Here is a 23,517-nt window from a genome sequence, read left to right on the forward strand (position 1 = left end):
CCCCAGACCCCCGCATCGCGCTGACGCGCTCGTCCTCAATCGCCGGACGGGCTAGAAATAGCCCCTCCGGCGTTTGAGGAGCGGGGGTTCGGGGGCGGAGCCCCCGAGAGACGGGACGGGAAGGGGCGGAGGGGGCGAAGAACCGCCTAGCACCTGCGCCGCTCCGACACATTTCCTCCGTACGGCAGTACCCCCTTTTGGGTCGGATCGTTGGGCTTCACGGGCGCGGCGGGTCGCGTCGCGTACAGGGTGGGAGTCCATCCAGCCGCGCGCCCACCGGAGGACACCCCATGAGTACGCCGCCCCTCGCCTCAGGCCCCGAAGGCCCGGACGCACTGCGGCCATTGCTCGACACCGTCCTCGACGCCCTGCACGAGGGCGCCGAGGCGAGAGGCGGCCCCCTGCCGGCCGGGGGACCGGAGGAGGTGGCCCGGCGGGTACGGGACGCGGTCGGGGACGTACTGCCGGAGCGCGGGAGCGAAGAGGCCCTGCACATTCTGGTGCGGGCACTGGCCGAGGGCGCCGCGGACCCCGCGCACCCCTTGTGCGCGGCCCACTTGCACTGCCCACCCCTCGCCGTGGCCGTCGCCGCGGACCTCGCCGCCTCCGCCCTCAACCCCTCCCTGGACTCCTGGGACCAGGCCCCGGCCGCCTCCGAACTGGAGTCGCTGGTCACCCGGGCGCTGGCACGGGAAACCGGCGCGGCGGACGCCCTCGTCACCACCGGCGGCACCGAGTCCAACCAACTCGCCCTGCTGCTGGCCCGGGAGGCCCACGGCGGGGTACGGCTCGTGCACGGGGCCAACGCCCACCACTCGCTGCCCCGCGCCGCCTGGCTGCTCGGCCTCCCCGACCCGGTCGTCGTCCCCGCGCCCGCCGGCACCATGGACCCCGCGGCGCTCTGCGAAGCCCTCACCGAAGTGCACGGACCGCTGCTCGTCGCCGCCACCGCCGGCACGACCGACGCCGGGCTCATCGACCCGCTGCCCGAGATCGCCGACCTGTGCGCCGGCCGCGGCGCCCGCCTCCACATCGACGCCGCCTACGGCGGAGGCCTCCTCTTCAGCGACCGGCACCGCGGAAAACTCGACGGACTCGACCGCGCCGACACCGTCACCCTCGACCTGCACAAACTGGGCTGGCAGCCCGTCGCCGCGGGCCTCCTCACCGTCCGCGACAGACATGACCTCGCCGCAGTGGCCCACCACGCCGACTACCTCAACGCCGACGACGACACCGAGGCGGGACTCCCCGACCTCCTCGGCCGCTCCCTGCGCACCACCCGGCGGCCCGACATCCTCAAGATCGCCGTCACCCTCAGGACCCTGGGACGGGCCGGGATCGGTGAACTCGTCGACCAGGTCTGCGCGCACGCCGCCGAGTTCGCCGAGCTCATTGCCGCCCACCCCCGCTTCGAGCTCTACGACCGGCCAGTCATCAGCACCGTACTGTTCCGGCCCGCCGAAGCCACCGACGACGACGTCGCCGCCGTACGCCGCACCCTCCTGCACGAAGGACGCGCCGTCCTCGGACGCGCCACCCTCGACGGCCGGCGCTGGCTCAAAGCCACCCTCCTCAACCCCCACACCCGGCAGGGCGACCTGGCCGAACTCCTGAAACTGGTGGAAGGACACACCCCCCGATGAGCGCGACCCCCCACCCCCCACGCCCAGCCGCCGAAGCACCCCGCGACCTGGTGGGCATCGGCATCGGCCCCTTCAACCTCTCCCTCGCCGCCCTCGCCCAGCCCCTCGCCGAACTCGACGCCGTCTTCTACGAACAGCGCCCCGGCTTCGACTGGCACCCCGGCCTCCTCATCGACGGCACCACCCTCCAAGTGCCCTTCCTCGCCGACCTGGTGACCCTCGCCGACCCCGCGAGCCCCTGGTCCTTCCTCAACTACCTCAAGGCCCGCGACCGGCTCTTCCCCTTCTACTTCGCCGAGCGCTTCCACATCCAGCGCGCCGAATACGACGCCTACTGCCGCTGGGTCGCCGAGAGCCTGCCCGGACTCCACTTCGGCCACCAGGTCGACGCCGTCCGCTGGAACCCCGAACGCGCCCTGTTCGAGGTCGACTTCAGCCGGCTCGACACCGACGGAGAAGCCGAGTCCCTCGGCCGCACCTACACCCGAAACATCGTCCTCGGCGTCGGCACCGCCCCGCACATCCCCGAACCGCTCAAACCCCTCGTCGCGGCCCCCGGCGTGCCCGTCATCCACGCCGCGGACTACCTCGAACACCGCGAGCGGTTCCTCACCGCCGAACACATCACCGTCGTCGGCGCCGGACAGTCCGGCGCCGAGGTCTTCCTCGACCTGCTGCGCAACCGGCCCGTCGGACAAGAGAAGATCCACTGGCTGGCCCGCTCCGAGGCCTTCGCGCCCATGGAGTACTCCAAACTCGGCCTGGAACACTTCACGCCCGACCACACCCGCTACTTCCACGCCCTCACCGAACCCGTACGCGACCGGCTCGTCGCCGCCCAATGGCAGCTCCACAGAGGCATCGACGCAGGCACCATCGCCGCCATCCACGACGAGCTCTACCGCCGCAGCCTGCAAGGCGGCTGGCCCGACGCCGTACTCACCCCCGCCGTCACCGTCCGCACCGCCGGACGCGTCGCCACCACCAAGGTCGAACTCCACCTCGAACACGTCCAGCAGGGCGTCCGCTCCCGCCTCACCACCGACGCCGTCGTCCTCGCCACCGGCTACCGCGAACGCCCCCTCGACCGCGTCCTCGCCGGCCTCGACCCCTACCTCCGCCGCGACAGCGCCGAACGCCCGCGAGTCGACGACCAATTCCGCCTGGTCCTGGACCCCTCCGTCACCGGCCACGCGCACGTCCAGAACGCCGAACTCCACAGCCACGGCGTCGGCGCCCCCGACCTCGGCCTCGCCGCCTGGCGCAGCGCCACCATCCTCAACTCCCTGACGGGCAAAGCCCCCTACCCGCTCCCCGAGCGCACGGCCTTCACCACCTTCGGACTCGAACAACGGGCCAAGATCCCGTCCGCCCGCCAGGAACGCGTCCTGACCCCCCTGACGGACGGGATCCGCAACAGCCCAGCCTGACCCGTCAGAAGACCGGCGTGCCCTCGCGCGTCAGCTTCCAGTCCACCGACGCGAACTCCGCCGGGTCCAGCGCGCCCTTCGCCGTCACCCACTCCGCGATCCGCGTCCGGATCTCCGTCGACTCCGCCCACAGCTCCGTCGCGGACGCCACGTGCGGGAACGCGCCACCGCCATTGGCCCGGTAGTTGTTCACCGCCATCACGAACTGCTGCGCGTCGTCCAGCGCCGCACCGTTGTAGGTCAGGTTCTTGATCCGCGAACCCTCCGCCTGCGCGATGTCGATGTCGTACGCCAGCCCCGACACATAGTCGTAGTTGTAGTCCGGCCGGTTGTTCGCGTTCGTCAGCTTCTCCGTGTCGATCGCCGCGCCCGCCGCCGTCCGCACGAAGTAGTTCGCCGAGTACTCCAGGTACGCCCGCACCTGAGCACCCGTCAGCAGCTTCGCCACCAGTGTGTTGTCGTACACGTACAGGCTCGACAGGTCCCGGATCGTCACGTTCCCGGCCGGGATCTCCGACGTACGCGAGAACGGCGAAGCCTGCGCGATCACCGGCAGCGACGCGTACTCCGTCCCCACCAGTGCCGCCTTGACCACGTCCTCCTGCACCTTGGTGATCAGGTCGATGATCGGAGCGTCCTTGTACCGCGCCTCGACCGTCGTCAGGGTCTCCGTCGCCGTACCGACCACCTGGTTGACGTACGCCACGACCACGTCGTGCTCGGCCTTCAACAGCCGGGTGATCTTCGGGTCGTCGGCGACCGAGTTCGAGTTGCGGACCGACGCCGCTACCGACTCGACCGTCCACTTCCCCTTCTCGAAGACCAACTCGAAGTCGAACAGCGACAGCCGCTCCGCGTAGGCCAGCGGCTCCGAAAGGACCACCGTCCTGCCCGTCGCCGTGTTCGTGACCTTCAACTCCGGTATCTCCACGTGCGCGTGCCCGACCAGAATCGCGTCGATACCGGGCACCTGCTGCGCCACCAGCGCCGCCGAGTTCTCCACGTACGGCAACTGGTCACCGTACGACGACGTACCCGACGAACCGGAGTGCGCCGACACCACGACGACATCCGCGCCCATCGACCGCAGCTTCGGCACCCACTTCGCGGCCTGCTCCTCCAGACCCGGGAACACCAACTTGCCCTGCACGTACGCCTTGTCCCAGATCGCGATACCCGGGTTCGTCAGACCGAGCACCGCCACCTTCACCGGCGGCGCACCCCGCACCTGGAACTTCTTGATGAAGTACGGCGGGAAAGCCGGCTTCAGCGTCTTCGCGTCCAGCGCGTTCGCGCCCAGCAGCGGGAAACGGCACTGCTCCTCGAACTTCCGCAGCGTCTCGATGCCGTAGTTGAACTCGTGGTTGCCGAGCGCCACCGCGTCATAGCCGATGGCGTTCATCGCCTGCGCCATCGGGTGGACCGGACCGTGCTTCGCGGTGATCGGGTCGACCTTCGCGTAGTAGTACGTCAGCGGAGTGCCCTGAATCGTGTCACCCGCGTCCAGGAGCAGCGTGTTCGAGCGGCCCTTCTCCTTGCGCACCGCGTTCACCAGCGTCGAAATCCGGGCCAGGCCCTGCGCGTTGCCCGCCGTGTCCTGGTACTCCGCGTCCTTGAAGTAGTCCCAGTTGAAGACGTGGCCGTGCAGGTCCGTCGTGCCCATCACCGTCAGCGAGTACCGCTTCACGTGCTTGCCGCCCTTCTTCGACTCGGCGGCCTGCGCGGCCGGAGCCGCCACCGCCCCGGCGAGCGCGACCCCCGCCCCCGTCACGGCGGACTTCTTCAGGAACTTGCGGCGGTTCAGCGACATCTCAGCGACTCCTCAGGAAACGGTCCACAACGCGCGTAGATTCTGGCCCACGCGCCACCACCGCAACAGGTCCAGGACGTTTCGATCTGGTGACCTGTGGACACCACAACAGGGTCCCCGGTGACAGAGTGGGACGTATGGCACCCACCGCAGAGGAACCCGCCCCCGCCCTCCCCTACGGCACCCCCGACTCGCCCCGCATCGCCGTCCGCGGTGAGGCGCACCTGGAGGTCGACCCCGAGATCGCCCGCATCGGCATCACCGTCAGCGCCCGCGGCACCGACCGCCGCGACGCCCTCGCCGACCTCACCCGCCGCAACAACACCGCACTCGACCTCGTCAAGACCTACGGCGACGCCGTCGAACGCCTGGAGACCGGCGCCTTCTCCATCAGCCCCGAACTCACCAAGCACGGCCGGGGCGAACGCGTCCGCGCCTACCACGGCAGCGTCCACATCACCGCCGAACTCACCGACTTCACCGCACTCGGCGAACTCACCACCCGGCTCGCCGACCTCGACCTCACCCGCGTCGACGGCCCCTGGTGGGCCCTGCGCCCCACCTCCCCCTCCCACCGCCAGGCCCGCCAACAGGCCGTCCGCGAAGCCGTCCAGCGCGCCCGCGAATACGCCGAAGCCCTCGGCACCACCCTCGCCGCCCTCGTCGAACTCGCCGACATCGGCGCCGAGAACGCCCAGCCGTACCCCCAGGCCCCCGGCCGCGCCATGCGCTCCATGGCCTACGCGGAAGCCGCCGCCGACGAAACCGCCGCCCTCGACCTCGAACCCCAACGCCAGCACGTCTACGCCCAGGTGAACGCCCGGTTCACCATGGCGCCGCCCCGGCTCTAGCCACCGCGAGGACCTATTCGGAATTGTGCCCGAGGGGGCACGGAAAGCGACCTTCCGCGCTCATCGGAGCACCCCCGCGCACAATTCAACGTTTGGCAATAACCCTTCACGCAAAGGTTGTTGAGTAGTCATGCGGCGCCAATTACCTACCCGTCGGTAAGGCCTACGCTCGAAACATGCGCCGAGCAAAAATCGTCTGTACATTGGGCCCCGCCACCGACTCGTACGACCAGATCAAGGCACTGGTCGACGCCGGAATGGACGTAGCCCGCTTCAACCTCAGCCACGGCACCTACGCCGACCACGAGGAGCGCTACCACCACGTACGCAAGGCCTCCGACGAGTCGGGCCGCAGCGTCGGCATCCTCGCCGACCTTCAAGGCCCGAAGATCCGACTCGGCCGCTTCGCCGAAGGCCCCGTACTCCTTGAACGCGGAGACGCCTTCACCATCACCGTCGAAGAGGGCGTGCAGGGCGACCGCCAGACCTGCGGAACCACCTACGAGGGACTCGCCGGCGATGTCACCACCGGCGAACGCATCCTCGTCGACGACGGCAAGGTCTGCCTCGAAGTCACCTCCGTCGACGGCCCTCGCGTCCACACCACCGTCATCGAAGGCGGCATGGTCTCCGACAACAAGGGCCTCAACCTCCCCGGCGTCGCCGTCTCCGTCCCCGCCCTCTCCGAGAAGGACGAAGCAGACCTCCGCTGGGCCCTGCGCATCGGCTGCGACGTGATCGCGCTGTCCTTCGTGCGCAGCGGAAGCGACATCGAGGACGTCCACCGCATCATGGACGAGGAGGGCCGCCGCCTCCCCGTCATCGCCAAGGTCGAGAAGCCGCAGGCCGTCGACAACATCGACGGCATCGTCGCCGCCTTCGACGGCATCATGGTCGCCCGCGGCGACCTCGGCGTCGAGATGCCCCTGGAGCAGGTGCCGATCGTCCAGAAGCGCGCCGTCAAGCTCGCCAAGCGCAACGCCAAGCCGGTCATCGTCGCCACCCAGATGCTCGACTCGATGATCGAGAACTCCCGCCCCACCCGCGCGGAGGCCTCCGACGTCGCCAACGCGGTCATCGACGGCACGGACGCGGTGATGCTCTCCGGCGAGACCAGCGTCGGCAAGTACCCGATCGAGACGGTCCGCACGATGAGCCGCATCGTGGAGGCGGCCGAGGAGGACATCCTCGACAAGGGTCTCCCGCCGCTCACCGACCGCAACAAGCCCCGCACCCAGGGCGGCGCCGTGGCCCGTGCCGCCGCCGAGATGGGCGACTTCCTCGGCGCCAAGTTCCTCGTCGCCTTCACCCAGTCCGGCGACACCGTCCGCCGCCTCTCCCGCTACCGGTCGCCGATCCCTCTCCTGGCCTTCACCCCGGCGCCGGAGACCCGCTCCCAGCTGAACCTCACCTGGGGTGTGGAGACCTTCCTCGGCCCGCACGTCGACTCCACCGACGCCATGGTCGAGCAGGTCGACGAGCTCCTCCTCAAGTACGGCCGCTGCGAGAAGGGCGACATCGTCGTCATCACGGCCGGCTCCCCGCCCGGAGTCTCCGGCTCGACCAACCTCGTACGCGTCCACCACATCGGCGAGGACGACAGCCCGAAGTAGCCGCCGGGGCCCCTCTCGATCGGGAGTCAGAGGGGCCCTGTTCAGTACTTGGGGCCTACGTGGGTGTCCATGAGGGCCACGGACACGCGGCGGGCGACTGAGATGTTTTTCGAGTTCGCCTGTTTCCAGTCGACGCCGACTGCGTCGAGGGTGGCCGTGCAGAGCCGGATGATGTCGGGCGACTTGTTGGTGAAGAAGTACCGGGGGTACTCGTAGCGCTTGCGCTCACCGCCGACGAGACGGGTCGTCCAGTTGGTGACGCGGCAGCCGTCGGAGTGGATGAGCCCGCGGATGAACTCCCAGGGCTGTGCGTCGACGATCTCTTGCTGCCAGGGTTCGAGGACGATCCGCCGCTCGTGCTTCTTGCCGGGACCGTGCTGGGGGAAGAGGCAGGGCCAGTGTCGGCTGTAGCCGACGACCGAGACGTAGCCCACTGCCTGAACTCGGTTCGACCTCTCGCTGGGGTTGATGGCCTCGATGGCGGCAGCGCAGGCTTCGATGAGGCCCGGCCAGTCGTTGGCGCACGCGATACGCAGGACGTACGTCGTGCGCAGGCCACGGCTGATGCAGCCGTCGCCGAGGTAAAGCCCCAGGAGGTAGCTGTACGCCGCCTGATCGGCAGGCGGCTCGGCCACTGGACCGCATCTCGCGCACGGCTCGTGCTGCATGCGCGGTGACGGGTCGATCTGCGACTGCCAGGAACGGATCGCTGCTCGGGAGACCCCGGTCTCCTTGCTCACCGAGTTCATGCTGCGCCCTTGGACGATCAGGGCCAGCGCCCGCTTACGTGTACCCATGTCGTACATATGGCCACCCTGCGCGACTGATCGTCACGGGGTGCAGCAAAAAGCGGATGTTCACGAGAACGGGAACATCCGCTTTTCGATGGTGACCTTGGAATGTAAGGAAAAGTGCCCCGAGTCGGATTCGAACCGACGCTGTATGGGTTTTGAATCCATCGTCTCTACCGCTGGACTACCGGGGCATCCTCTGAAACAAAGGCTGGCGGTCACCCGCCGTGTCCTTACTTTACCGCAGCTAGGTAGGCTCTTGTCAGCAGTACCCCGCCCCGAACGAGGAGCCCCCGTGACCGCCCCCGAGTCGCCCCAGCCCGTAGACGCGCCCGACGACGACAAGTCGCACGTGCCTCCGCTGACGACCCGTGTCGTCATCGCCGAGGACGAGGCGCTGATTCGTCTTGACCTCAAGGAGATGCTGGAGGAAGAGGGTTACAGCGTCGTGGGCGAGGCGGGCGACGGTGAGCACGCCGTCGAGCTGGCCCGGGAGCACAAGCCGGACCTCGTCATCCTCGACGTGAAGATGCCCAAGCTCGACGGGATCTCCGCCGCCGAGAAGATCGCCCAGGAGGGCATCGCCCCCGTGCTGATGCTGACCGCGTTCTCCCAGCGCGACCTGGTCGAGCGGGCCCGCGACGCCGGCGCGATGGCGTACCTGGTGAAGCCGTTCAGCAAGAGCGACGTGGTGCCGGCCATCGAGATGGCGGTGTCGCGGTTCACCGAGCTGAAGCAGCTGGAGCAGGAGGTCGCGGACCTCAGCCAGCGCCTGGAGACCCGGAAGCTGGTCGACCGGGCGAAGTCGGTTCTCCAGACGCAGTACGGACTGACCGAGCCCGCCGCGTTCCGGTGGATCCAGAAGACGTCGATGGACCGCCGCATGTCGATGCAGCAGGTCGCCGAGGCGGTCATCCAGGACGCCGAGGAGAAGAAGTCCGCGAAGGGCTAGAGACCGGCCCCCACGTACGAGAAGGCCCGCGGCCCCTGACGGACAGGGGGCGCGGGCCTTCTCGTACACGCGGCGAGGGCTAGTCCTCGCCCAGGTACGCCTTCCGGACGGACTCGTCGTGCAGGAGGTCCTGCCCGGCGCCGGACAGGACGATGCTGCCGACCTCCATGACGTGGCCGTGGTCGGCGAGGGAGAGCGCCGCCTGGGCGTTCTGCTCGACGAGGAGGATCGTCGTGCCCTGGGACTTGAGCTCGGCGATGGTCGACATGATCTTCTGCATCATGATCGGCGAGAGGCCCATGGAGGGCTCGTCGAGCATGAGCAGTTTCGGCTGGGACATCAGCGCGCGGCCCATGGCGAGCATCTGCTGCTCACCGCCGGAGAGGGTTCCCGCGGCCTGCTTCCTGCGTTCCCCGAGGATGGGGAAGAGGTCGTAGGCGCGCTGGATGTCCTTCTCGATGCCCGGCCTGTCGTCGCGGAGGAAGGCACCGAGCCGCAGGTTGTCCTCGATGGTCATGCGGGGAAAGATGTGCCGGCCCTCGGGGGAGTGGGCCAGTCCCAGCGAGACGATCTGGTGCGCGGGGATCTTCTTCAGCGACTTGCCCTGGAACTTGATCTGGCCGCCGACGGGTTTGAGGAGGCCGGAAAGGGTGCGCAGGGTGGTGGTCTTGCCGGCGCCGTTGGTGCCGATGAGGGTGACGACCTCGCCGGCCTCGACCTTGAAGGAGATGCCCTTGACGGCCTCGATCTTGCCGTAGGCGACCCGGAGGTCCTCGACTTCGAGCAGTGCGGTCATCGGTCGGTCTCCTTGCCGGGCGCGTCCTTCGTGGTGTCGGCGTTGGCCTCGGCCGCTTCCACTTCGGCGACCTCTTCGTCGCCCGGGGCGTCCTCGAAGGGCTCGCCGAGGTAGGCGGCGATGACGCGTTCGTCGCCCTGGACGGTCGCGCTGTCGCCCTCGACGAGCTTCTCGCCCTGGACGAGTACGGCGACGCGGTCGCAGAGGTTGAAGATGAACCGCATGTCGTGCTCGATGACGAGTACGGCGATGCCCATGTCGCGGATGGCGAAGACGAGTTCCTCGGTGGCCCTGGTCTCCTGCGGGTTCATGCCGGCGGTGGGCTCGTCGAGGAGCAGCAGGCCGGGCTCGCTGGCCAGGGCTCGCGCGATCTCGAGCTTGCGCTGCTCGCCGTAGGGGAGGTTCCTGGCGAGGTGGTCGCGCTTGGCGGCGAGGCCGATGAACTCCAGGAGTTCCATGGCGCGTTCCTCGGAGGCCTTCTCGGCCTTCTTGAAGCCGGGGCCGCGCAGGAGTGCGGACCAGAGGCCTTCCTTGGTGCGGGTGTGCCGGCCGACGAGGACGTTCTCCAGGACCGTCATGTTGGCGAAGAGACGGATGTTCTGGAAGGTGCGGGCGACGCCTGCCGCGGTGACCTTGAAGGACTTGGGCGGCAGGACGGTGCCCTTGTAGCGGACCTCTCCCTCGGTGGGGATGTAGAGGCCGGTGAGGCAGTTGAAGAAGGTCGTCTTGCCGGCGCCGTTGGGGCCGATGAGTCCGACGATCTCGCCGCTGTTGACGGTGAGGTCGACGTTGCGTACGGCGGTGAGGCCGCCGAAGCGCATGGTGACGCCGCGGGCGTCGAGGACGACCTCGCCGGGGGCGTTGGCGCCCGAGGAGGCTGCGGGTGTGGTGGTCTCGGTGGTCATGGTGGTCAGACCCCTGCCTTGCTGAGGACTGTGGGTGCTTCGGCGTCTTCGTGGAATTCGAGCTGGCGGCGCCGGTTCGGGATGAGGCCTTCCGGGCGGAAGCGCATCAGCAGGACGAGTGCGAGGCCGAAGGCGAGGAGCTGGTAGTCGTCCAGGAACTGGAGCTTGGCGGGGATGAGGTAGAGCAGTGCGGCGCCGATGAGCGGTCCGCTGATGGTGCCCATGCCACCGAGGACGACCGCCGCGAGCAGGAACGCCGAGTTGGGCGGGACGACGTTGGCGAAGGTGTACTGCTCGGGGGTCACGGTGTAGGTGACGTGTGCCTGGACCGTACCGGCGAGGCCGGCGAGGGTGGCGCCGAGGGCGAAGGCGATGAGCTTGACCTTGAAGCCGTTGATGCCCATGGCGAGAGCGGCGGTCTCGTCCTCGCGGATGGCGACCCAGGCGCGGCCGATGCGGGAGTCGCTGCTGCGCCGGAAGACGACCACGACGATCAGCGTGATGATGAGCATCAGCAGGAAGTAGTTGGCGAAGCGGGCGATGGTGAATCCGCCGAAGCTGTGTTCCGCGCCGAAGTCGAAGCCGAAGATGTTGAGGTTCGGGATCGACGCGATGCCGTTGGAGCCGTTGGTGATGTCCGGGCCCGAGGTGCCGTCCATGTTCAGGACGCCGATGCGGAAGATCTCACCGAAGCCGAGGGTCACGATGGCGAGGTAGTCGCCCCGGAGCCGCAGGGTGGGGGCGCCGATCAGGACGCCGAAGACCATGGCGACGGCCGCGCCGAGCAGGGCGGAGGCCCAGAACGGGAACTGGACGTCGAACGGGGAGGACGGGGAGCCGGAGACCATGGCCGCGGTGTAGGCGCCGACGCCGAGGAAGGCGACGTATCCGAGGTCGAGGAGGCCGGCGAGGCCGACGACGATGTTCAGGCCGAGGGCGACGGTGGCGAAGATCAGGATGTAGACGCCGATGGTCGCGTACTGGTCGTCGGACTGGGTGAAGGGGAAGGCGGCGGCGGCGACGAACGCGCCGAGCATCGTCACGTTGCGGTGCTTCGCGGTGATGGCGGAGATCCTGCTGACGAGGCCGGCCTTGGCGGCGGCGGCGAAGCCGAAGCCCGTGATGATGAGGAAGCCGACGAAGAGCTCGTCGTACTCGGTGCCGATGCCGTAGGTGAAGACGATCAGGCCCAGGGCGAGCGCCGCGACGATGATCAGGATCTCGGCGTAGGCGGGCAGCTTGCGGGTCGGGGCGGCGGTGCCGGAGGCGAAGGCTCCCTTGACCACGCTGACGCGGTTGCGTATGTCGAGGAGGAGCCGTTCGCGGGGGGTGTCCTCGGGGTCGCCGATGTCGGGCTCCGGCCGCTGGAACGGCAGGGCGAGGGCGCCGAGGAGGGCGCCGAGGGTGGCGACGGCGGCGATGTAGCCACCGGGTTCGAGGTTGACGACGCCGCCGAGCTGGACGGTGATCGCGATGACCGTGAACCAGGCGGTGGCGAAGGCGCCGAGCGCGGAGAGCTTGAGGGCACTGTCGGCGCCCGCGGGTACCAGCCAGCCCAGACCCTTGACGCCGTAGGAGGCGAGGCCGAACAGGGTGGTGAGGGCGCCGCCGATGAGGACAAGGACCTGGAGGCCGCCCGGGTAGCCGTAGACGGTGAGGTCACCGGGGAACTCGGAGGTCCAGGTCCAGGCGAGGAAGGCGGAGACGACGGTGAGGGCGCCGCCGCCGGTCGCGAGGGCGCGGCCGATGGCCGGAGGGATGGCGACGAGGCCCGTCGGCTTTCCCTGGGTGGGGGTGCCGGGCGTCTCGGGAGCGGTGGTCTGTGTGGTCATCGGTGTCACGCCCTGTCCGCCACGCGCTCACCGAGCAGGCCCTGTGGCCTGAACAGGAGCACGAGGATGAGGAGTACGAAAGCCCAGACGTTGGCCCAGGACTGGCCGCCGAGCTGCGACATGCCGGGGACGTCGGCGATGTAGGCGGTGGCCATGGTTTCGGCGAGGCCGAGGACGAGGCCGCCGATCATGGCTCCGTAGATGTTGCCGATGCCGCCGAGGACGGCGGCGGTGAAGGCCTTGAGGCCGAGGAGGAAGCCCATCCGGAAGTCGATCTGGCCGTACTTGAATCCGTAGGCCACGCCCCCGATGGCGGCGAAGGCGGCGCCGAGGGCGAAGGCGACCACGATGATGCGGTCGGTGTTGATGCCCATGAGCTTTGCCGTGTCGGGGTCCTGGGCGGTGGCCTGCATGCCGCGGCCGGTGCGGGTCTTCATCACGAAGTAGGCGAGGATCGCCATGCTGATCGGGGCGGCGACGAAGAGGAACACGTCGCCCGTCTGGATGGTGACGCTGCCGATCTCGAAGGGTCCGCCGGGGATGGCCGGGAACGTGATGGCGGACTTCGCGTTCGGGTACCAGGCCCAGACCGCCTGCTGGAGGGCGAGCGAGAGACCGATCGCCGTGATGAGGGGGGCCAGCCGTGGTGCGCCGCGCAGAGGGCGGTAGGCGAACCGCTCGGCTCCCACGGCGACCGTGGTGGAGACGAGGATCGCGCCGATGAGCATGAGGGGCAGCGCCAGCCACATCGTGGTGCCGTCGGGCAGGATGTAGAGGTAGACCGTGAGAGCGCCGAAGGCCCCGGTCATGAAGATCTCGCCGTGGGCGAAGTTGATGAGCTGGACGATGCCGTAGACCATTGTGTAGCCGATGGCGACGAGCCCGTACATGGATCCCAGTAGCAGGCCGTTGACCAGCTGCTGCGGCAGTTCGTTCACCGCATGTCCTCCGAGACGTTCGGATGTCGGATGTTCCACGGATGTGGCCGGATGCGAGTCCGCGCGGGGCGCCTGTGGTGCGGCGCCCCGCGCGGCTCGTTCGGTGTGCGGGTGGGGATCAGCCTGTGTAGGTACCGGACTTCACGGGCTTCCAGGCACCGTTCTCGACCGCGTACACGGTGAGCTGCTTGTTGGTCGCGTCACCGAACTCGTCGAAGGAGACCTTGCCGGTCACGCCGTCGAAGGAGACGTTCTGCATGGCCTCGGTGACCTTGGCGCGGGCGTCGTCCGGGAGCTTGCCGTCGTTGTCCTCGACGACCTTCTTCACGGCTTCGATGATCGCCCAGGCCGAGTCGTAGGAGTAGCCGCCGTACGCCTCGTAGGCGTCCTTGTAACCGGCTTCCTTGTAGTTGGCGACGAACTCCTTGGCCGAGGGCAGTTCCTCGACCGGGGCGCCGACGGAGGTGGCGAGGTCGCCGGTGGCGGTGGCGCCGGCGAGCTTGATGAAGTCGGCGCTGTAGATGCCGTCACCACCGACGACGGGGATCTTGGCACCCGCGGCCTTGATCTGCTTGCTGAGCGGGCCGGCCTGCGGGTACTCGCCGCCGTAGTAGACGACGTCCGCGCCGGAGCTCTTCACCTGGGTGGCGACCGCGGAGAAGTCCTTGGTGTCGGGGTCGATGTGCTGGGTGCCGACCACCTTGCCGCCGAGCTTCTCGAACTCCTCGGTGAAGGTGGCGGCCAGACCGGCGCCGTAGGTCTTCTTGTCGTCGATGACGAAGACCTTCTTCTTCTTGGAGTCGTTGTAGACGTACTGCGCGGCGAACGGGCCCTGGATGGCGTCCGTGGTCGCGGTGCGGAAGTACGACTTGTACGGGCGGACCTTGGTGCCGCCGTTCCACTCCGTGCCCTGGGTGAGCGCCGGGTTGGTGTTGGCGGGGGAGACCTCGACGAGCTTGGCGTCGTCGAAGACCTTCTGCATGGACTCGGCCACGGAGGAGTTCAGCGGACCGACCACGCCGAGGACCGCCTTGTCGGCGACGAGCTTGGTGGCGTTCTGCTGGCCCGAGGCGGGCTGCGCCTGGTCGTCGAGGGCCTCGATCTTGAAGGTGACACCGTCGACGAACTTCTGCTCGTTGGCCTGCTTGGTGGCGAGGTCGACCGAGTTCTTGATGCCCTGACCCAGAGCGGTCAGGTCGCCGGTCAGCGGGGCGTCGACGCCGATGGTGACGGTGATGCCACCGTCACCGGAGCTCGAGTCGCCGTCGTCGTCGCGCGAGCCGCAGGCGGTAAGGGTCAGTGCCCCCGCCGCCAGCGCGGCGGTGATGGCGATGAACGAACGTTGACGCACGGTCAGTCCTTTCCCTGGCGCGGCCCTCCCCCATGGAAGCGGCCGAGTCGAGCGCTGAGCCGAAATAGTTTCGAATCCTTGGCGCGGTGACTGGGCGTGACTCTAAGCGGGTGATGGGAACAACGAGGAGGGTCTGGGGAAGGCTGTGACGCTCTTGTTATGACACGAGGTAATGCAGAGCGGTACTGAGTGGGTGGAACAGTTGAATTCAGGCTGATTCGCCCTGTCCGCATGCTGAGAACGCGCAGGACTCGGCGGGGTGTGTTCAGGAGTGTTTCAGGACTTTGGTGATGACCCGGAATTGTTGCCGCAGGCTACCTGGAGGGCTTCCGAGAGGTCTTGGGCGTATAGCTCACCCAGGATGAAGCTGTGCACTTGTATTGCGCTCGTATTACGCAGAGTTACGTCCAGGAAAGGGAGTCCGGCGTTCCGGGGCACTTTCGCGCATTCGCCCACGTGCACCGTGAGCGTGATCCGGCGGGGAAATCCTGTCCTCGTCCGGAACGGCGGGCGCGGAACCGAGGTGAGGGAGAGGCCGGCCGAGGGCTGTCCGATCCGCGTCACGGTGACCGCGGGGCCGGAACTCACGGTGAGCTCCACCGCGAAGGTGAACGCTCCGAGCGGCCCGTTCCGCGGCGGCTCCGCCCTGCCCGCGTAGGCGACATCGGTCACCTGGGAGGGGAACGGCGGTGCGGGTGGCGGTGGTTGGCGGGGCCGGGTGACATACAGGTACCCGCCGCCGGCGAGGACGGCGCCGGACACCGCTACGGCGAGTACGGCACGGCGGTGCCGGACGTACCACTGGGTGAGCGGGCCGTGCGGGGCCTTGGCCGGCGGCGGGACGCCCGGTGCGGGGACGTCCCGCGCGCGGGTGCCCTCACCCGGCTCGACGGGGCCGATGCCGGTCACGGCCAACCGCCTTGGGTCGGGGGGCCGTTCACCGCGGTGGGCGCTTGGTCCGGCCGGCTGTCCGCTGCCGTGGGTCTCTGTTCCGGGTGGCCGTTCACTGCCATGGACCTCCGCCGGGGGTGCCGTCGCGATAGCGCTCCGCGCACAGGTCGTGTGCCCGGCGGTCGATCAACTGCTCGGCCGCTTCGGCACCTTGGTGCTTCTCCTCGGTCCGGGCGGCGTCCACGACCTTCATCAGGATCTCGTACTGCCCGTTGGACAGGCCCATCGACTGGTAGTCGCCGTAGGTGTCCTGGTCCAGCGCCTCCCGCGACCAGTGCGCGACGAGCCGGGCGCACAGTTCCTCGGAGGGCGTGGACGCCGACGGCGTGGCGGTGGCGGTGGCGGGGCGGGCGGCACTGCCCGCGCCCTCGGCTCCGGGCTCCCCGCAGCCGGTGAGCGGGCCGACGGCCAGGAGCGTCAGCCCGATGCCGAACCCGAACCCGAGCCGGAACCCGCGCGCCGTCCGCGCCCAAGGTGCTCCCGCCGTTCGCATAGGTTGACGCTAGGCCGCCGGGTGCCCGGGATCAACGGATGCGGCCGTCAAAGGGCGAGGACGGGACGGGACGAGGGCGGGGCGCGGACGGTGAACTGGGGCGAGCACCTCGACGAGTACTGCGAGCGGAGTTCGGCCGCCTTCTGGGCCGAGCCCGTCAACGCGGTGAGCAACCTCGCCTTCCTCGTGGCGGCGCTGGCAATCTGGCGCGCCCTGCGCCCCTTCCCCCGGGTGCCGACGAGCATCGCGCTGCTGGCCCCGGGTATCGCGCTCATCGGCATCGGCAGCTTCGCCTTCCACACGCTGGCGACGCGCTGGTCCCAGGTACTGGACGTCCTGCCCATCACCGTGTTCGTGCTCTTCTGCCTCGCGGGCTTCCTGCGCTGGTTCCACGGTCTCGGGTGGCGGCGGTGCGCGCTGGGCGTGGCCGCCTTCGTGGCTTTCACCGCCGTGTTCGGCGCGCTGGTCGGCGACTTTGTCCCGAACCGCTCCGGCATGTACGTGCCGGTGCTGCTGCTGTTGACCGGGCTGGCGGTGACCCTGCGGGCGTCGAGGGAGCCGGGTCGGGCCCGGCAGTGGCGGGAGTTCGCCGCGGCGGCCGTGGTGTTCGCGGTCGCCCTGTGCGCCCGCACGGTGGACGAGGCGATCTGCACCCCGTTCCCCCTGGGCACCCACTTCCTGTGGCACACCCTCGACGCCGTACTGGTCTTCCTGGTGTCCCACGCCCTGATCCACCGCTGGCGCCACCTGACGGACCCCGACGGCGCGACGGCCGTGGGGGAGCGCCGGGCGGGGGCGGGGGCTGAGGAACCTCGGGCTCCGAGGGGGAGCGGTTGAGGGCTTCGGGGTGCCGGGGGGTGGGTGGTTGAGGGCTTCGGGGTGCCGTGGGGCGGGTGGCTGAGGTCTGAGGGCTCCGCGGGGTGGTCGGATCCTCGGCAGGGGCGACCCGCCGGAGCGATCCGTCTCCTCGGCTCACCGGCCCCTGGCCTCCGGTCTCCGGCCCCCGGTCCTTGGTCCGCGAGTTGCGGCCTCGCCCCCCGGCACTCAGCCGGTAGGCGCGTCCATGGGTCCGTGGGACGGGCGGCTGAGGTCTTGGGGCGCTCCGCGGGGCGGCCGGATCCTCGGAGAACCGGCCCCTGGCCTCCGGTCTCCGGCCCCCGGGCTCCGGCGTCCCCCCTCAGGTCCCGGGCCCCGGCCTCTCGCGTCCGGTCCCCGCCCCCCACCCTCACCCAGCCGGCGCGTCCTTAAGCATGCACGTCAGCCGTGCGGTGCAGACGCGCTTGTCCGTCTCGTCGGTGATGACGATCTCGTACGTCGCCGAGGACCGGCCCCGGTGCACAGGCGTGGCCACGCCGGTCACGAGACCGGAGCGGACCCCGCGGTGGTGTGTGCAGTTCAGGTCGACGCCCACGGCGATCTTGGAGATGCCGCCGTGCAGCATCGCCCCCACGGACGCCAGGGTCTCGGCGAGGACCGCGGAGGCGCCGCCGTGCAGGAGGCCGTAGGGCTGGGTGTTGCCCTCGACCGGCATGGTGCCGACCACGCGGTCCGCGGAGGCCTCGACGATCTGCACGCCCATCCGGGAGCCGAGGTGGCCCGCGGAGAAGAGGGCGGCCAGATCGATGCCCAGCGCGGCGTACTCGGCGATGACCTCTTGCGGGAACTTCACGGTGTGCTGCTCGCCCATGGGGCCCGACTCCGTCCGTCGTGGATCACTGTGGGGTGGCCGGTCCCTGTGCGGACCGGGCTCACCGACTCGCTGAGCGAACGCTCAGTCGGTCGCCGATTGTTCCAGACGCACGACGACGGATTTGCTGGCGGGGGTGTTGCTGGTGTCGGCGGTCGCGTCCAGCGGGACCAGGACGTTGGTCTCCGGGTAGTAGGCCGCCGCGCAGCCCCGGGCGGTGGGGTAGCGCACGACACGGAATCCGGGGGCGCGGCGCTCGACGCCGTCCTTCCACTCGCCGACCAGGTCGACGTAGGAGCCGTCCGCGAGGCCGAGCCGCTGGGCGTCCTCGGGGTTGACGAGCACGACCCGGCGGCCGTTCCTGATGCCCCGGTAGCGGTCGTCGAGGCCGTAGATCGTGGTGTTGTACTGGTCGTGCGAGCGCAGGGTCTGCAGGAGCAGCCGTCCCTCGGGGAGCTTCGGGTACTCGACGGGCGCGGCCGTGAAGTTGGCCTTGCCGGTGGCCGTCGGGAAGCGGCGCTCGTCGCGCGGGGCGTGCGGGAGCGCGAAACCGGCGGGGTTCGCCACGCGGGCGTTGAAGTCCTCGAAGCCGGGGATCACGCGCGCGATCCGGTCGCGGACGGTCGCGTAGTCCTTCTCGAACTCCTCCCAGGGCGTACGGGATTCGTGGCCGAGGACACGGCGCGCGAGACGGGCGACGATGGCGGGCTCGGACAGCAGGTGCTCGCTCGCCGGCTCCAGTCGGCCGCGTGAGGCGTGCACCATGCCCATGGAGTCCTCGACGGTCACGAACTGTTCGCCGCTGCCCTGGAGGTCACGCTCGGTGCGGCCGAGGGTGGGCAGGATCAGGGCACGCGCGCCGGTGACCGCGTGCGAGCGGTTCAGCTTCGTCGACACGTGCACGGTGAGGCGGGCGCGGCGCATGGCCGACTCGGTCACCTCGGTGTCGGGCGACGCCGCCACGAAGTTGCCGCCCATCGCGAAGAAGACCTTCGCGTCGCCGTCGCGCAGCGCGCGGATGGCCCGTACGACGTCGTAGCCGTGCTCGCGCGGCGGAGTGAACCCGAACTCCCGCTCCAGGGCGTCCAGGAAGGCCGGTGCGGGCCGCTCGAAGATGCCCATCGTGCGGTCGCCCTGCACGTTCGAGTGACCGCGGACCGGGCACACGCCGGCGCCGGGACGGCCGATGTTGCCGCGCAGCAGCAGGAAGTTGACGACCTCGCGGATCGTCGGCACGGAGTGCTTGTGCTGGGTGAGGCCCATCGCCCAGCACACGATGGTGCGTTCGGAGGCGAGTACCAGACGGAGGGCCTCCTCGATCTCCTCCCGGGTGAGGCCGGTCGCGGTGAGCGTCTCCTCCCAGTCGGCCGCGCGGGCGGCGTCGGCGAACTCCTCGTAACCGTGGGTGTGTTCGCGGACGAAGTCCTCGTCGACCGCGCCCTCTGTGTCGAGGATCAGTTTGTTCAGGAGGCGGAAGAGAGCCTGGTCGCCGCCGAGCCGGATCTGCAGGAACAGGTCGGTGAGGGCGGCGCCCTTGAGCATGCCCTGGGCGGTCTGCGGGTTCTTGAAACGCTCGAGTCCCGCCTCCGGCAGCGGGTTGACCGTGATGATCTTCGCGCCGTTGGCCTTGGCCTTCTCCAGCGCGGACAGCATGCGGGGGTGGTTCGTGCCGGGGTTCTGCCCGGCGACGATGATCAGGTCCGCCTGGTACAGATCGTCGAGCAGGACGCTGCCCTTGCCGATGCCGATGGTCTCGTTGAGCGCGGAACCCGACGACTCGTGGCACATGTTGGAGCAGTCCGGCAGGTTGTTCGTGCCCAGCTCGCGGGCGAACAGCTGGTAGAGGAAGGCCGCCTCGTTGCTGGTGCGCCCCGAGGTGTAGAAGAGCGCCTCGTCGGGGGAGCCGAGCGCGGCGAGCTCCTCGGCGACGATGTCGAAGGCGCGCTCCCAGGTGACCGGTTCGTAGTGGTCGGCACCCTCCGCCAGGTACATGGGGTGGGTGAGGCGGCCCTGCTGGCCCAGCCAGTAGCCGCTGCGGGTGGCGAGGTCGGCAACGGTGTGCGCGGCGAAGAAGTCCGGCGTGACCCGGCGCAGGGTGGCCTCCTCGGCGACCGCCTTCGCGCCGTTCTCGCAGAACTCCGCCGCGTGCCGGTGCTCGGGCTCGGGCCAGGCGCACCCCGGGCAGTCGAAGCCGTCCTTCTGGTTGACCCGGAGCAGGGTGAGCGCGGTGCGGCGCACGCCCATCTGCTGCTGGGCGGCGCGCAGGGTGTGCCCGATGGCGGGCAGTCCGGCCGCGGCGTGCTTGGGCTCCGTGACCTGCGGCGCGTCCTGAACCGGATCGCTCGTGGGAGGCTTGCTGGCCATCGCGGGGCCCCTTCGGACGCATGTGTGATGTGCGTCTCCGATCTTCGCACGCGGGACCGACAGCGCCTCCGCCGACCCGTGCGGGCTCTCACCGCCGGGCCGTGCGGGCTCTCACTGTCAGTGCCACGTGGCAGGATCGGGGTCGTGGCAGAGAAAGCAGCGAAGAAGACCGACAAGACCTCCGGCGAGACGCGTCCGCGGCTGATGCTCATGGACGGGCACTCGCTGGCGTACCGCGCGTTCTTCGCGCTGCCCGCGGAGAACTTCACGACGGCGACGGGCCAGCCGACGAACGCGATCTACGGCTTCGCGTCGATGCTGGCGAACACGCTGCGCGACGAGGCGCCCACCCACTTCGCGGTGGCGTTCGACGTCTCGCGCAAGACGTGGCGCTCCGAGGAGTTCACCGAGTACAAGGCGAACAGGTCGAAGACCCCGGACGAGTTCAAGGGGCAGGTCGAGCTGATCGGCGAGCTGCTCGACGCGATGCACGCGGACCGGTTCGCGGTCGACGGCTTCGAGGCGGACGACGTCATCGCGACGCTCGCCACCCAGGCCGAGGCCGCCGGCTTCGACGTGCTCATCGTCACCGGTGACCGGGACTCCTTCCAGCTGGTCTCCGAGCACACGACGGTGCTCTATCCGACGAAGGGCGTCTCGGAGCTGACCCGGTTCACTCCGGAGAAGGTCTTCGAGAAGTACGGGCTGACGCCGGCGCAGTATCCCGACTTCGCGGCGCTGCGCGGCGATCCGTCCGACAACCTGCCGGGCATTCCCGGGGTCGGCGAGAAGACCGCGGCGAAGTGGATCAACCAGTTCGGTTCGTTCGCGGAGCTGGTCGAGCGGGTCGACGAGGTCAAGGGCAAGGCCGGGCAGAACCTCCGCGACCACCTGGAGGCGGTGAAGCTCAACCGCCGCCTCACCGAGATGGTGAAGGACGTGGAGCTGCCGAAGGAGGTCACCGACCTGGAGCGCGTCCCGTACGACCGCAAGGCGCTGGCGATGGTCCTGGACACCCTGGAGATCCGCAATCCTTCGCTGCGCGAGCGGCTCCTCGCCGTCGACCCGGGGGCCGAGGTGCCCGAGGAGGCCCAGCCGGTCACGGCGGGTGTCGAGCTCGACGGCACGGTGCTGGGCGCCGGTGAGCTGAAGCCGTGGCTCGCCGGACACGGCACGGAGATCCTGGGGCTGGCCACGGTCGACACCTGGGCGCTCGGCGTGGGCTCGGTGACCGAGGTCGCGCTCGCCGCCGCCGACGGCACCGCCGCCTGGTTCGACCCGACGACTCTCGACGAGGCCGACGAGAACGCGTTCCGGAAGTGGCTCGCCGACCCCGGCAGCCCCAAGGTCCTGCACAACGCCAAGGGCGCGATGCGGGTCTTCGCCGAGCACGGCTGGACCATCGAGGGCGTGTCCATGGACACCGCGCTCGCCGCCTACCTCGTCAAGCCGGGGCGCCGTTCCTTCGCCCTGGACGCGCTGTCCCTGGAGTACCTGGGCCGGGAGCTCGGGCCCGCCGCCGCGGCGGCCGACGGACAGCTCGCCTTCGGTACCGACGACCGCGCCGAGGCCGACGCGCTGATGGTGCAGGCCCGCACGATCCTCGACCTGGGCGAGGCGTTCGGCGAGAAGCTCGCGGAGGCCGGCGCCGCGGATCTGCTGCGTGACATCGAGCTGCCGACGTCCGCGTTGCTGGCCCGCATGGAGCGGCACGGCATCGCGGCCGACCGGGCGCACCTGGAGGCCATGGAGCAGATGTTCGCGGGCGCCGTGCAGCAGGCGGTGAAGGAGGCGCACGCCTCCGTCGGGCACGAGTTCAATCTCGGCTCGCCCAAGCAGCTCCAGGAGGTCTTCTTCGGGGAGCTCGACCTGCCCAAGACGAAGAAGACGAAGACGGGCTACACGACGGACGCGGACGCGCTGGCCTGGCTGGCCAAGCAGACCGACCACGACCTGCCGGTGATCATGCTCCGCCACCGTGAGCAGGCGAGGCTCCGGTCGACGGTCGAGGGCCTGATCAAGACGGTCGCGGTGGACGGCCGTATCCACACCACCTTCAACCAGACGGTGGCCGCGACGGGCCGTCTGTCGTCCACGGACCCGAACCTCCAGAACATCCCGGTCCGCACGGACGAGGGCCGGGCGATCCGCCGGGGGTTCGTGGTCGGCGAGGGCTTCGAGTCGCTGATGACGGCGGACTACAGCCAGATCGAACTGCGTGTGATGGCCCACCTCTCCGAGGACGAGGGCCTGTTGGAGGCTTTCACGTCGGGTGAGGACCTGCACACCACGGTCGCCTCGCAGGTGTTCTCCGTCGAGGGGTCCGCGGTCGACGCGGAGATGCGCCGCAAGATCAAGGCGATGTCGTACGGCCTGGCGTACGGACTGTCGGCGTTCGGCCTCTCCCAGCAGCTGAACATCGACGCGGGCGAGGCACGCGGGCTGATGGACACGTACTTCGAGCGTTTCGGCGGCGTACGCGACTATCTGCGCCGTGTCGTCGACGAGGCCCGTGCCACGGGTTACACGGAGACGATGTTCGGCCGCCGCAGGCACCTCCCCGACCTCAACAGCGACAACCGGCAGCGGCGTGAGACGGCCGAGCGGATGGCGCTCAACGCCCCCATCCAGGGCACCGCCGCCGACATCGTCAAGATCGCCATGCTCGACGTGGACCGCGCGCTGACCGAGGCCGGCCTCAGGTCGCGGATGCTTCTCCAGGTCCACGACGAAATCGTGCTGGAGATCGCCCCGGGGGAGCGCGACCGCGCCGAGGAACTGGTCCGCCGCCAGATGGCGTCCGCCGTCCGGCTCCGGGCTCCGCTGGACGTCTCCATCGGTTCCGGGGACGACTGGGAGTCGGCGGCGCACTAGGTCCTGTCGTTTGGATCACGCCGCGGACGCGGGGCCTGGCACGCACGTCTGCGGCGTTGTCGTCAGTCGCCGACGCTCCGCGTCGACTCCCTCCTCCGCCTTGCAGCCGCACGCACCAGGCCCCGCTCAGGGCGCAGACAAGGCACCGTCGATGCCCTGCGACCTGATCCAAACGACAGGCCCTAGTCGTCCGCAGCTCCGCCGGGCCGGGGGCCCCGGGTCCGTGCGAAGGG

At 69.5% G+C, this 23,517-nt stretch carries 18 protein-coding genes and 1 tRNA gene; 7 read left to right on the top strand and 12 right to left on the bottom strand.

The window, feature by feature from the left end:
* Positions 1 to 290: 290 nt before the first annotated feature.
* Both ACIP79_RS28675 and ACIP79_RS28680 read left to right on the top strand, forming a co-directional pair.
* Positions 291 to 1,646 (top strand): pyridoxal phosphate-dependent decarboxylase family protein, encoded by a 1,356-nt coding sequence (locus ACIP79_RS28675; protein WP_401227726.1) that lies wholly within the window; start codon positions 291 to 293, stop codon positions 1,644 to 1,646.
* Positions 1,643 to 3,076, top strand: coding sequence for a lysine N(6)-hydroxylase/L-ornithine N(5)-oxygenase family protein (locus ACIP79_RS28680; protein WP_401227728.1), 1,434 nt, complete (start codon positions 1,643 to 1,645; stop codon positions 3,074 to 3,076). The genes ACIP79_RS28675 and ACIP79_RS28680 overlap by 4 nt, the downstream gene beginning before the upstream one ends.
* Positions 3,077 to 3,080: 4 nt before the next feature.
* Here the strand turns inward: ACIP79_RS28680 and ACIP79_RS28685 are convergent, their stop codons facing one another.
* Positions 3,081 to 4,886 (bottom strand): bifunctional metallophosphatase/5'-nucleotidase, encoded by a 1,806-nt coding sequence (locus ACIP79_RS28685; RefSeq protein ID WP_401227730.1) that lies wholly within the window; start codon positions 4,884 to 4,886, stop codon positions 3,081 to 3,083.
* 137 nt (positions 4,887 to 5,023) lie between these two features.
* Between ACIP79_RS28685 and ACIP79_RS28690 the strand changes: the two genes are divergently transcribed.
* The gene (locus ACIP79_RS28690; RefSeq protein ID WP_401227732.1) at positions 5,024 to 5,737 is read left to right on the top strand and encodes an SIMPL domain-containing protein; all 714 of its coding nucleotides are present in this window, start codon (positions 5,024 to 5,026) and stop codon (positions 5,735 to 5,737) included.
* 176 nt (positions 5,738 to 5,913) lie between these two features.
* Positions 5,914 to 7,350: a pyruvate kinase gene (gene pyk / locus ACIP79_RS28695; protein WP_383684271.1), complete on the top strand. Its 1,437-nt coding sequence runs from the start codon at positions 5,914 to 5,916 to the stop codon at positions 7,348 to 7,350.
* A 41-nt stretch (positions 7,351 to 7,391) separates the two neighbouring features.
* Here the strand turns inward: pyk and ACIP79_RS28700 are convergent, their stop codons facing one another.
* Together ACIP79_RS28700 and ACIP79_RS28705 are read right to left on the bottom strand one after the other, a co-directional pair.
* Entirely contained in the window at positions 7,392 to 8,156 is a 765-nt protein-coding gene (locus tag ACIP79_RS28700; protein ID WP_401227734.1) for a transcriptional regulator, read from the bottom strand.
* 106 nt (positions 8,157 to 8,262) lie between these two features.
* Positions 8,263 to 8,335, bottom strand: a tRNA-Leu gene (locus tag ACIP79_RS28705).
* 101 nt (positions 8,336 to 8,436) lie between these two features.
* Here ACIP79_RS28705 and ACIP79_RS28710 point away from each other — a divergent pair.
* Positions 8,437 to 9,093, top strand: coding sequence for an ANTAR domain-containing response regulator (locus ACIP79_RS28710; RefSeq protein ID WP_387188496.1), 657 nt, complete (start codon positions 8,437 to 8,439; stop codon positions 9,091 to 9,093).
* A gap of 79 nt (positions 9,094 to 9,172) precedes the next feature.
* Here ACIP79_RS28710 and ACIP79_RS28715 read toward each other — a convergent pair whose 3' ends face one another.
* The 7 genes from ACIP79_RS28715 to ACIP79_RS28745 all read right to left on the bottom strand — a co-directional run bounded on the left by ACIP79_RS28715 (position 9,173) and on the right by ACIP79_RS28745 (position 16,359).
* The gene (locus ACIP79_RS28715) at positions 9,173 to 9,889 is read right to left on the bottom strand and encodes an ABC transporter ATP-binding protein (RefSeq protein WP_401227736.1); all 717 of its coding nucleotides are present in this window, start codon (positions 9,887 to 9,889) and stop codon (positions 9,173 to 9,175) included.
* Positions 9,886 to 10,794, bottom strand: a complete 909-nt coding sequence (locus tag ACIP79_RS28720; RefSeq protein WP_401227737.1) for an ABC transporter ATP-binding protein — start codon at positions 10,792 to 10,794, stop codon at positions 9,886 to 9,888. The genes ACIP79_RS28715 and ACIP79_RS28720 overlap by 4 nt, the downstream gene beginning before the upstream one ends.
* A gap of 5 nt (positions 10,795 to 10,799) precedes the next feature.
* Complete coding sequence (locus ACIP79_RS28725) at positions 10,800 to 12,626, bottom strand: branched-chain amino acid ABC transporter permease (protein ID WP_401227739.1); 1,827 nt, start codon at positions 12,624 to 12,626, stop codon at positions 10,800 to 10,802.
* 5 nt (positions 12,627 to 12,631) lie between these two features.
* Positions 12,632 to 13,564 carry a branched-chain amino acid ABC transporter permease gene (locus ACIP79_RS28730; protein WP_401227741.1) on the bottom strand — a complete coding sequence of 311 codons (933 nt, stop codon included), beginning with the start codon at positions 13,562 to 13,564 and terminating at the stop codon, positions 12,632 to 12,634.
* Between the two features lie 118 nt (positions 13,565 to 13,682).
* Positions 13,683 to 14,915 (bottom strand): branched-chain amino acid ABC transporter substrate-binding protein, encoded by a 1,233-nt coding sequence (locus tag ACIP79_RS28735; RefSeq protein ID WP_401227743.1) that lies wholly within the window; start codon positions 14,913 to 14,915, stop codon positions 13,683 to 13,685.
* Between the two features lie 276 nt (positions 14,916 to 15,191).
* A complete protein-coding gene (locus ACIP79_RS28740) occupies positions 15,192 to 15,824 on the bottom strand; it encodes a Tat pathway signal sequence domain protein (protein ID WP_401227745.1) in 633 nt (210 codons plus the stop codon).
* A 94-nt stretch (positions 15,825 to 15,918) separates the two neighbouring features.
* Positions 15,919 to 16,359 carry a hypothetical protein gene (locus tag ACIP79_RS28745; protein WP_401227747.1) on the bottom strand — a complete coding sequence of 147 codons (441 nt, stop codon included), beginning with the start codon at positions 16,357 to 16,359 and terminating at the stop codon, positions 15,919 to 15,921.
* Positions 16,360 to 16,449: 90 nt separating this feature from the next.
* Here ACIP79_RS28745 and ACIP79_RS28750 point away from each other — a divergent pair, with 90 nt between their 5' ends.
* Positions 16,450 to 17,196, top strand: a complete 747-nt coding sequence (locus ACIP79_RS28750) for a ceramidase domain-containing protein (RefSeq protein ID WP_401227749.1) — start codon at positions 16,450 to 16,452, stop codon at positions 17,194 to 17,196.
* Between the two features lie 388 nt (positions 17,197 to 17,584).
* On the opposite strand, the gene ACIP79_RS28755 is transcribed toward ACIP79_RS28750, so the two are convergent.
* Positions 17,585 to 18,046 carry a PaaI family thioesterase gene (locus ACIP79_RS28755; RefSeq protein ID WP_401227751.1) on the bottom strand — a complete coding sequence of 154 codons (462 nt, stop codon included), beginning with the start codon at positions 18,044 to 18,046 and terminating at the stop codon, positions 17,585 to 17,587.
* A gap of 84 nt (positions 18,047 to 18,130) precedes the next feature.
* Complete coding sequence (locus ACIP79_RS28760; RefSeq protein ID WP_401227753.1) at positions 18,131 to 20,410, bottom strand: FdhF/YdeP family oxidoreductase; 2,280 nt, start codon at positions 20,408 to 20,410, stop codon at positions 18,131 to 18,133.
* A 144-nt stretch (positions 20,411 to 20,554) separates the two neighbouring features.
* Between ACIP79_RS28760 and polA the strand changes: the two genes are divergently transcribed.
* Positions 20,555 to 23,284 (top strand): DNA polymerase I, encoded by a 2,730-nt coding sequence (gene polA, locus ACIP79_RS28765; RefSeq protein ID WP_401227754.1) that lies wholly within the window; start codon positions 20,555 to 20,557, stop codon positions 23,282 to 23,284.
* The last annotated feature ends 233 nt before the right edge of the window (positions 23,285 to 23,517 follow it).

Origin of the sequence: Streptomyces sp. NPDC088747, from assembly GCF_044751025.1 — a bacterium.
GTDB lineage: Bacteria > Actinomycetota > Actinomycetes > Streptomycetales > Streptomycetaceae > Streptomyces.

Bases quoted from the DNA above. Each gene is read 5' to 3' on its own strand.
- ACIP79_RS28675 (WP_401227726.1), top strand. From the start codon at position 291: ATGAGTACGCCGCCCCTCGCCTCAGGCCCCGAAGGCCCGGACGCACTG.
- ACIP79_RS28680 (WP_401227728.1), top strand. From the start codon at position 1,643: ATGAGCGCGACCCCCCACCCCCCACGCCCAGCCGCCGAAGCACCCCGC.
- ACIP79_RS28685 (WP_401227730.1), bottom strand. From the start codon at position 4,886: ATGTCGCTGAACCGCCGCAAGTTCCTGAAGAAGTCCGCCGTGACGGGG.
- ACIP79_RS28690 (WP_401227732.1), top strand. From the start codon at position 5,024: ATGGCACCCACCGCAGAGGAACCCGCCCCCGCCCTCCCCTACGGCACC.
- pyk (WP_383684271.1), top strand. From the start codon at position 5,914: ATGCGCCGAGCAAAAATCGTCTGTACATTGGGCCCCGCCACCGACTCG.
- ACIP79_RS28700 (WP_401227734.1), bottom strand. From the start codon at position 8,156: ATGTACGACATGGGTACACGTAAGCGGGCGCTGGCCCTGATCGTCCAA.
- ACIP79_RS28715 (WP_401227736.1), bottom strand. From the start codon at position 9,889: ATGACCGCACTGCTCGAAGTCGAGGACCTCCGGGTCGCCTACGGCAAG.
- ACIP79_RS28720 (WP_401227737.1), bottom strand. From the start codon at position 10,794: ATGACCACCGAGACCACCACACCCGCAGCCTCCTCGGGCGCCAACGCC.
- ACIP79_RS28725 (WP_401227739.1), bottom strand. From the start codon at position 12,626: ATGACCACACAGACCACCGCTCCCGAGACGCCCGGCACCCCCACCCAG.
- ACIP79_RS28745 (WP_401227747.1), bottom strand. From the start codon at position 16,359: ATGCGAACGGCGGGAGCACCTTGGGCGCGGACGGCGCGCGGGTTCCGG.
- ACIP79_RS28755 (WP_401227751.1), bottom strand. From the start codon at position 18,046: ATGGGCGAGCAGCACACCGTGAAGTTCCCGCAAGAGGTCATCGCCGAG.
- ACIP79_RS28760 (WP_401227753.1), bottom strand. From the start codon at position 20,410: ATGGCCAGCAAGCCTCCCACGAGCGATCCGGTTCAGGACGCGCCGCAG.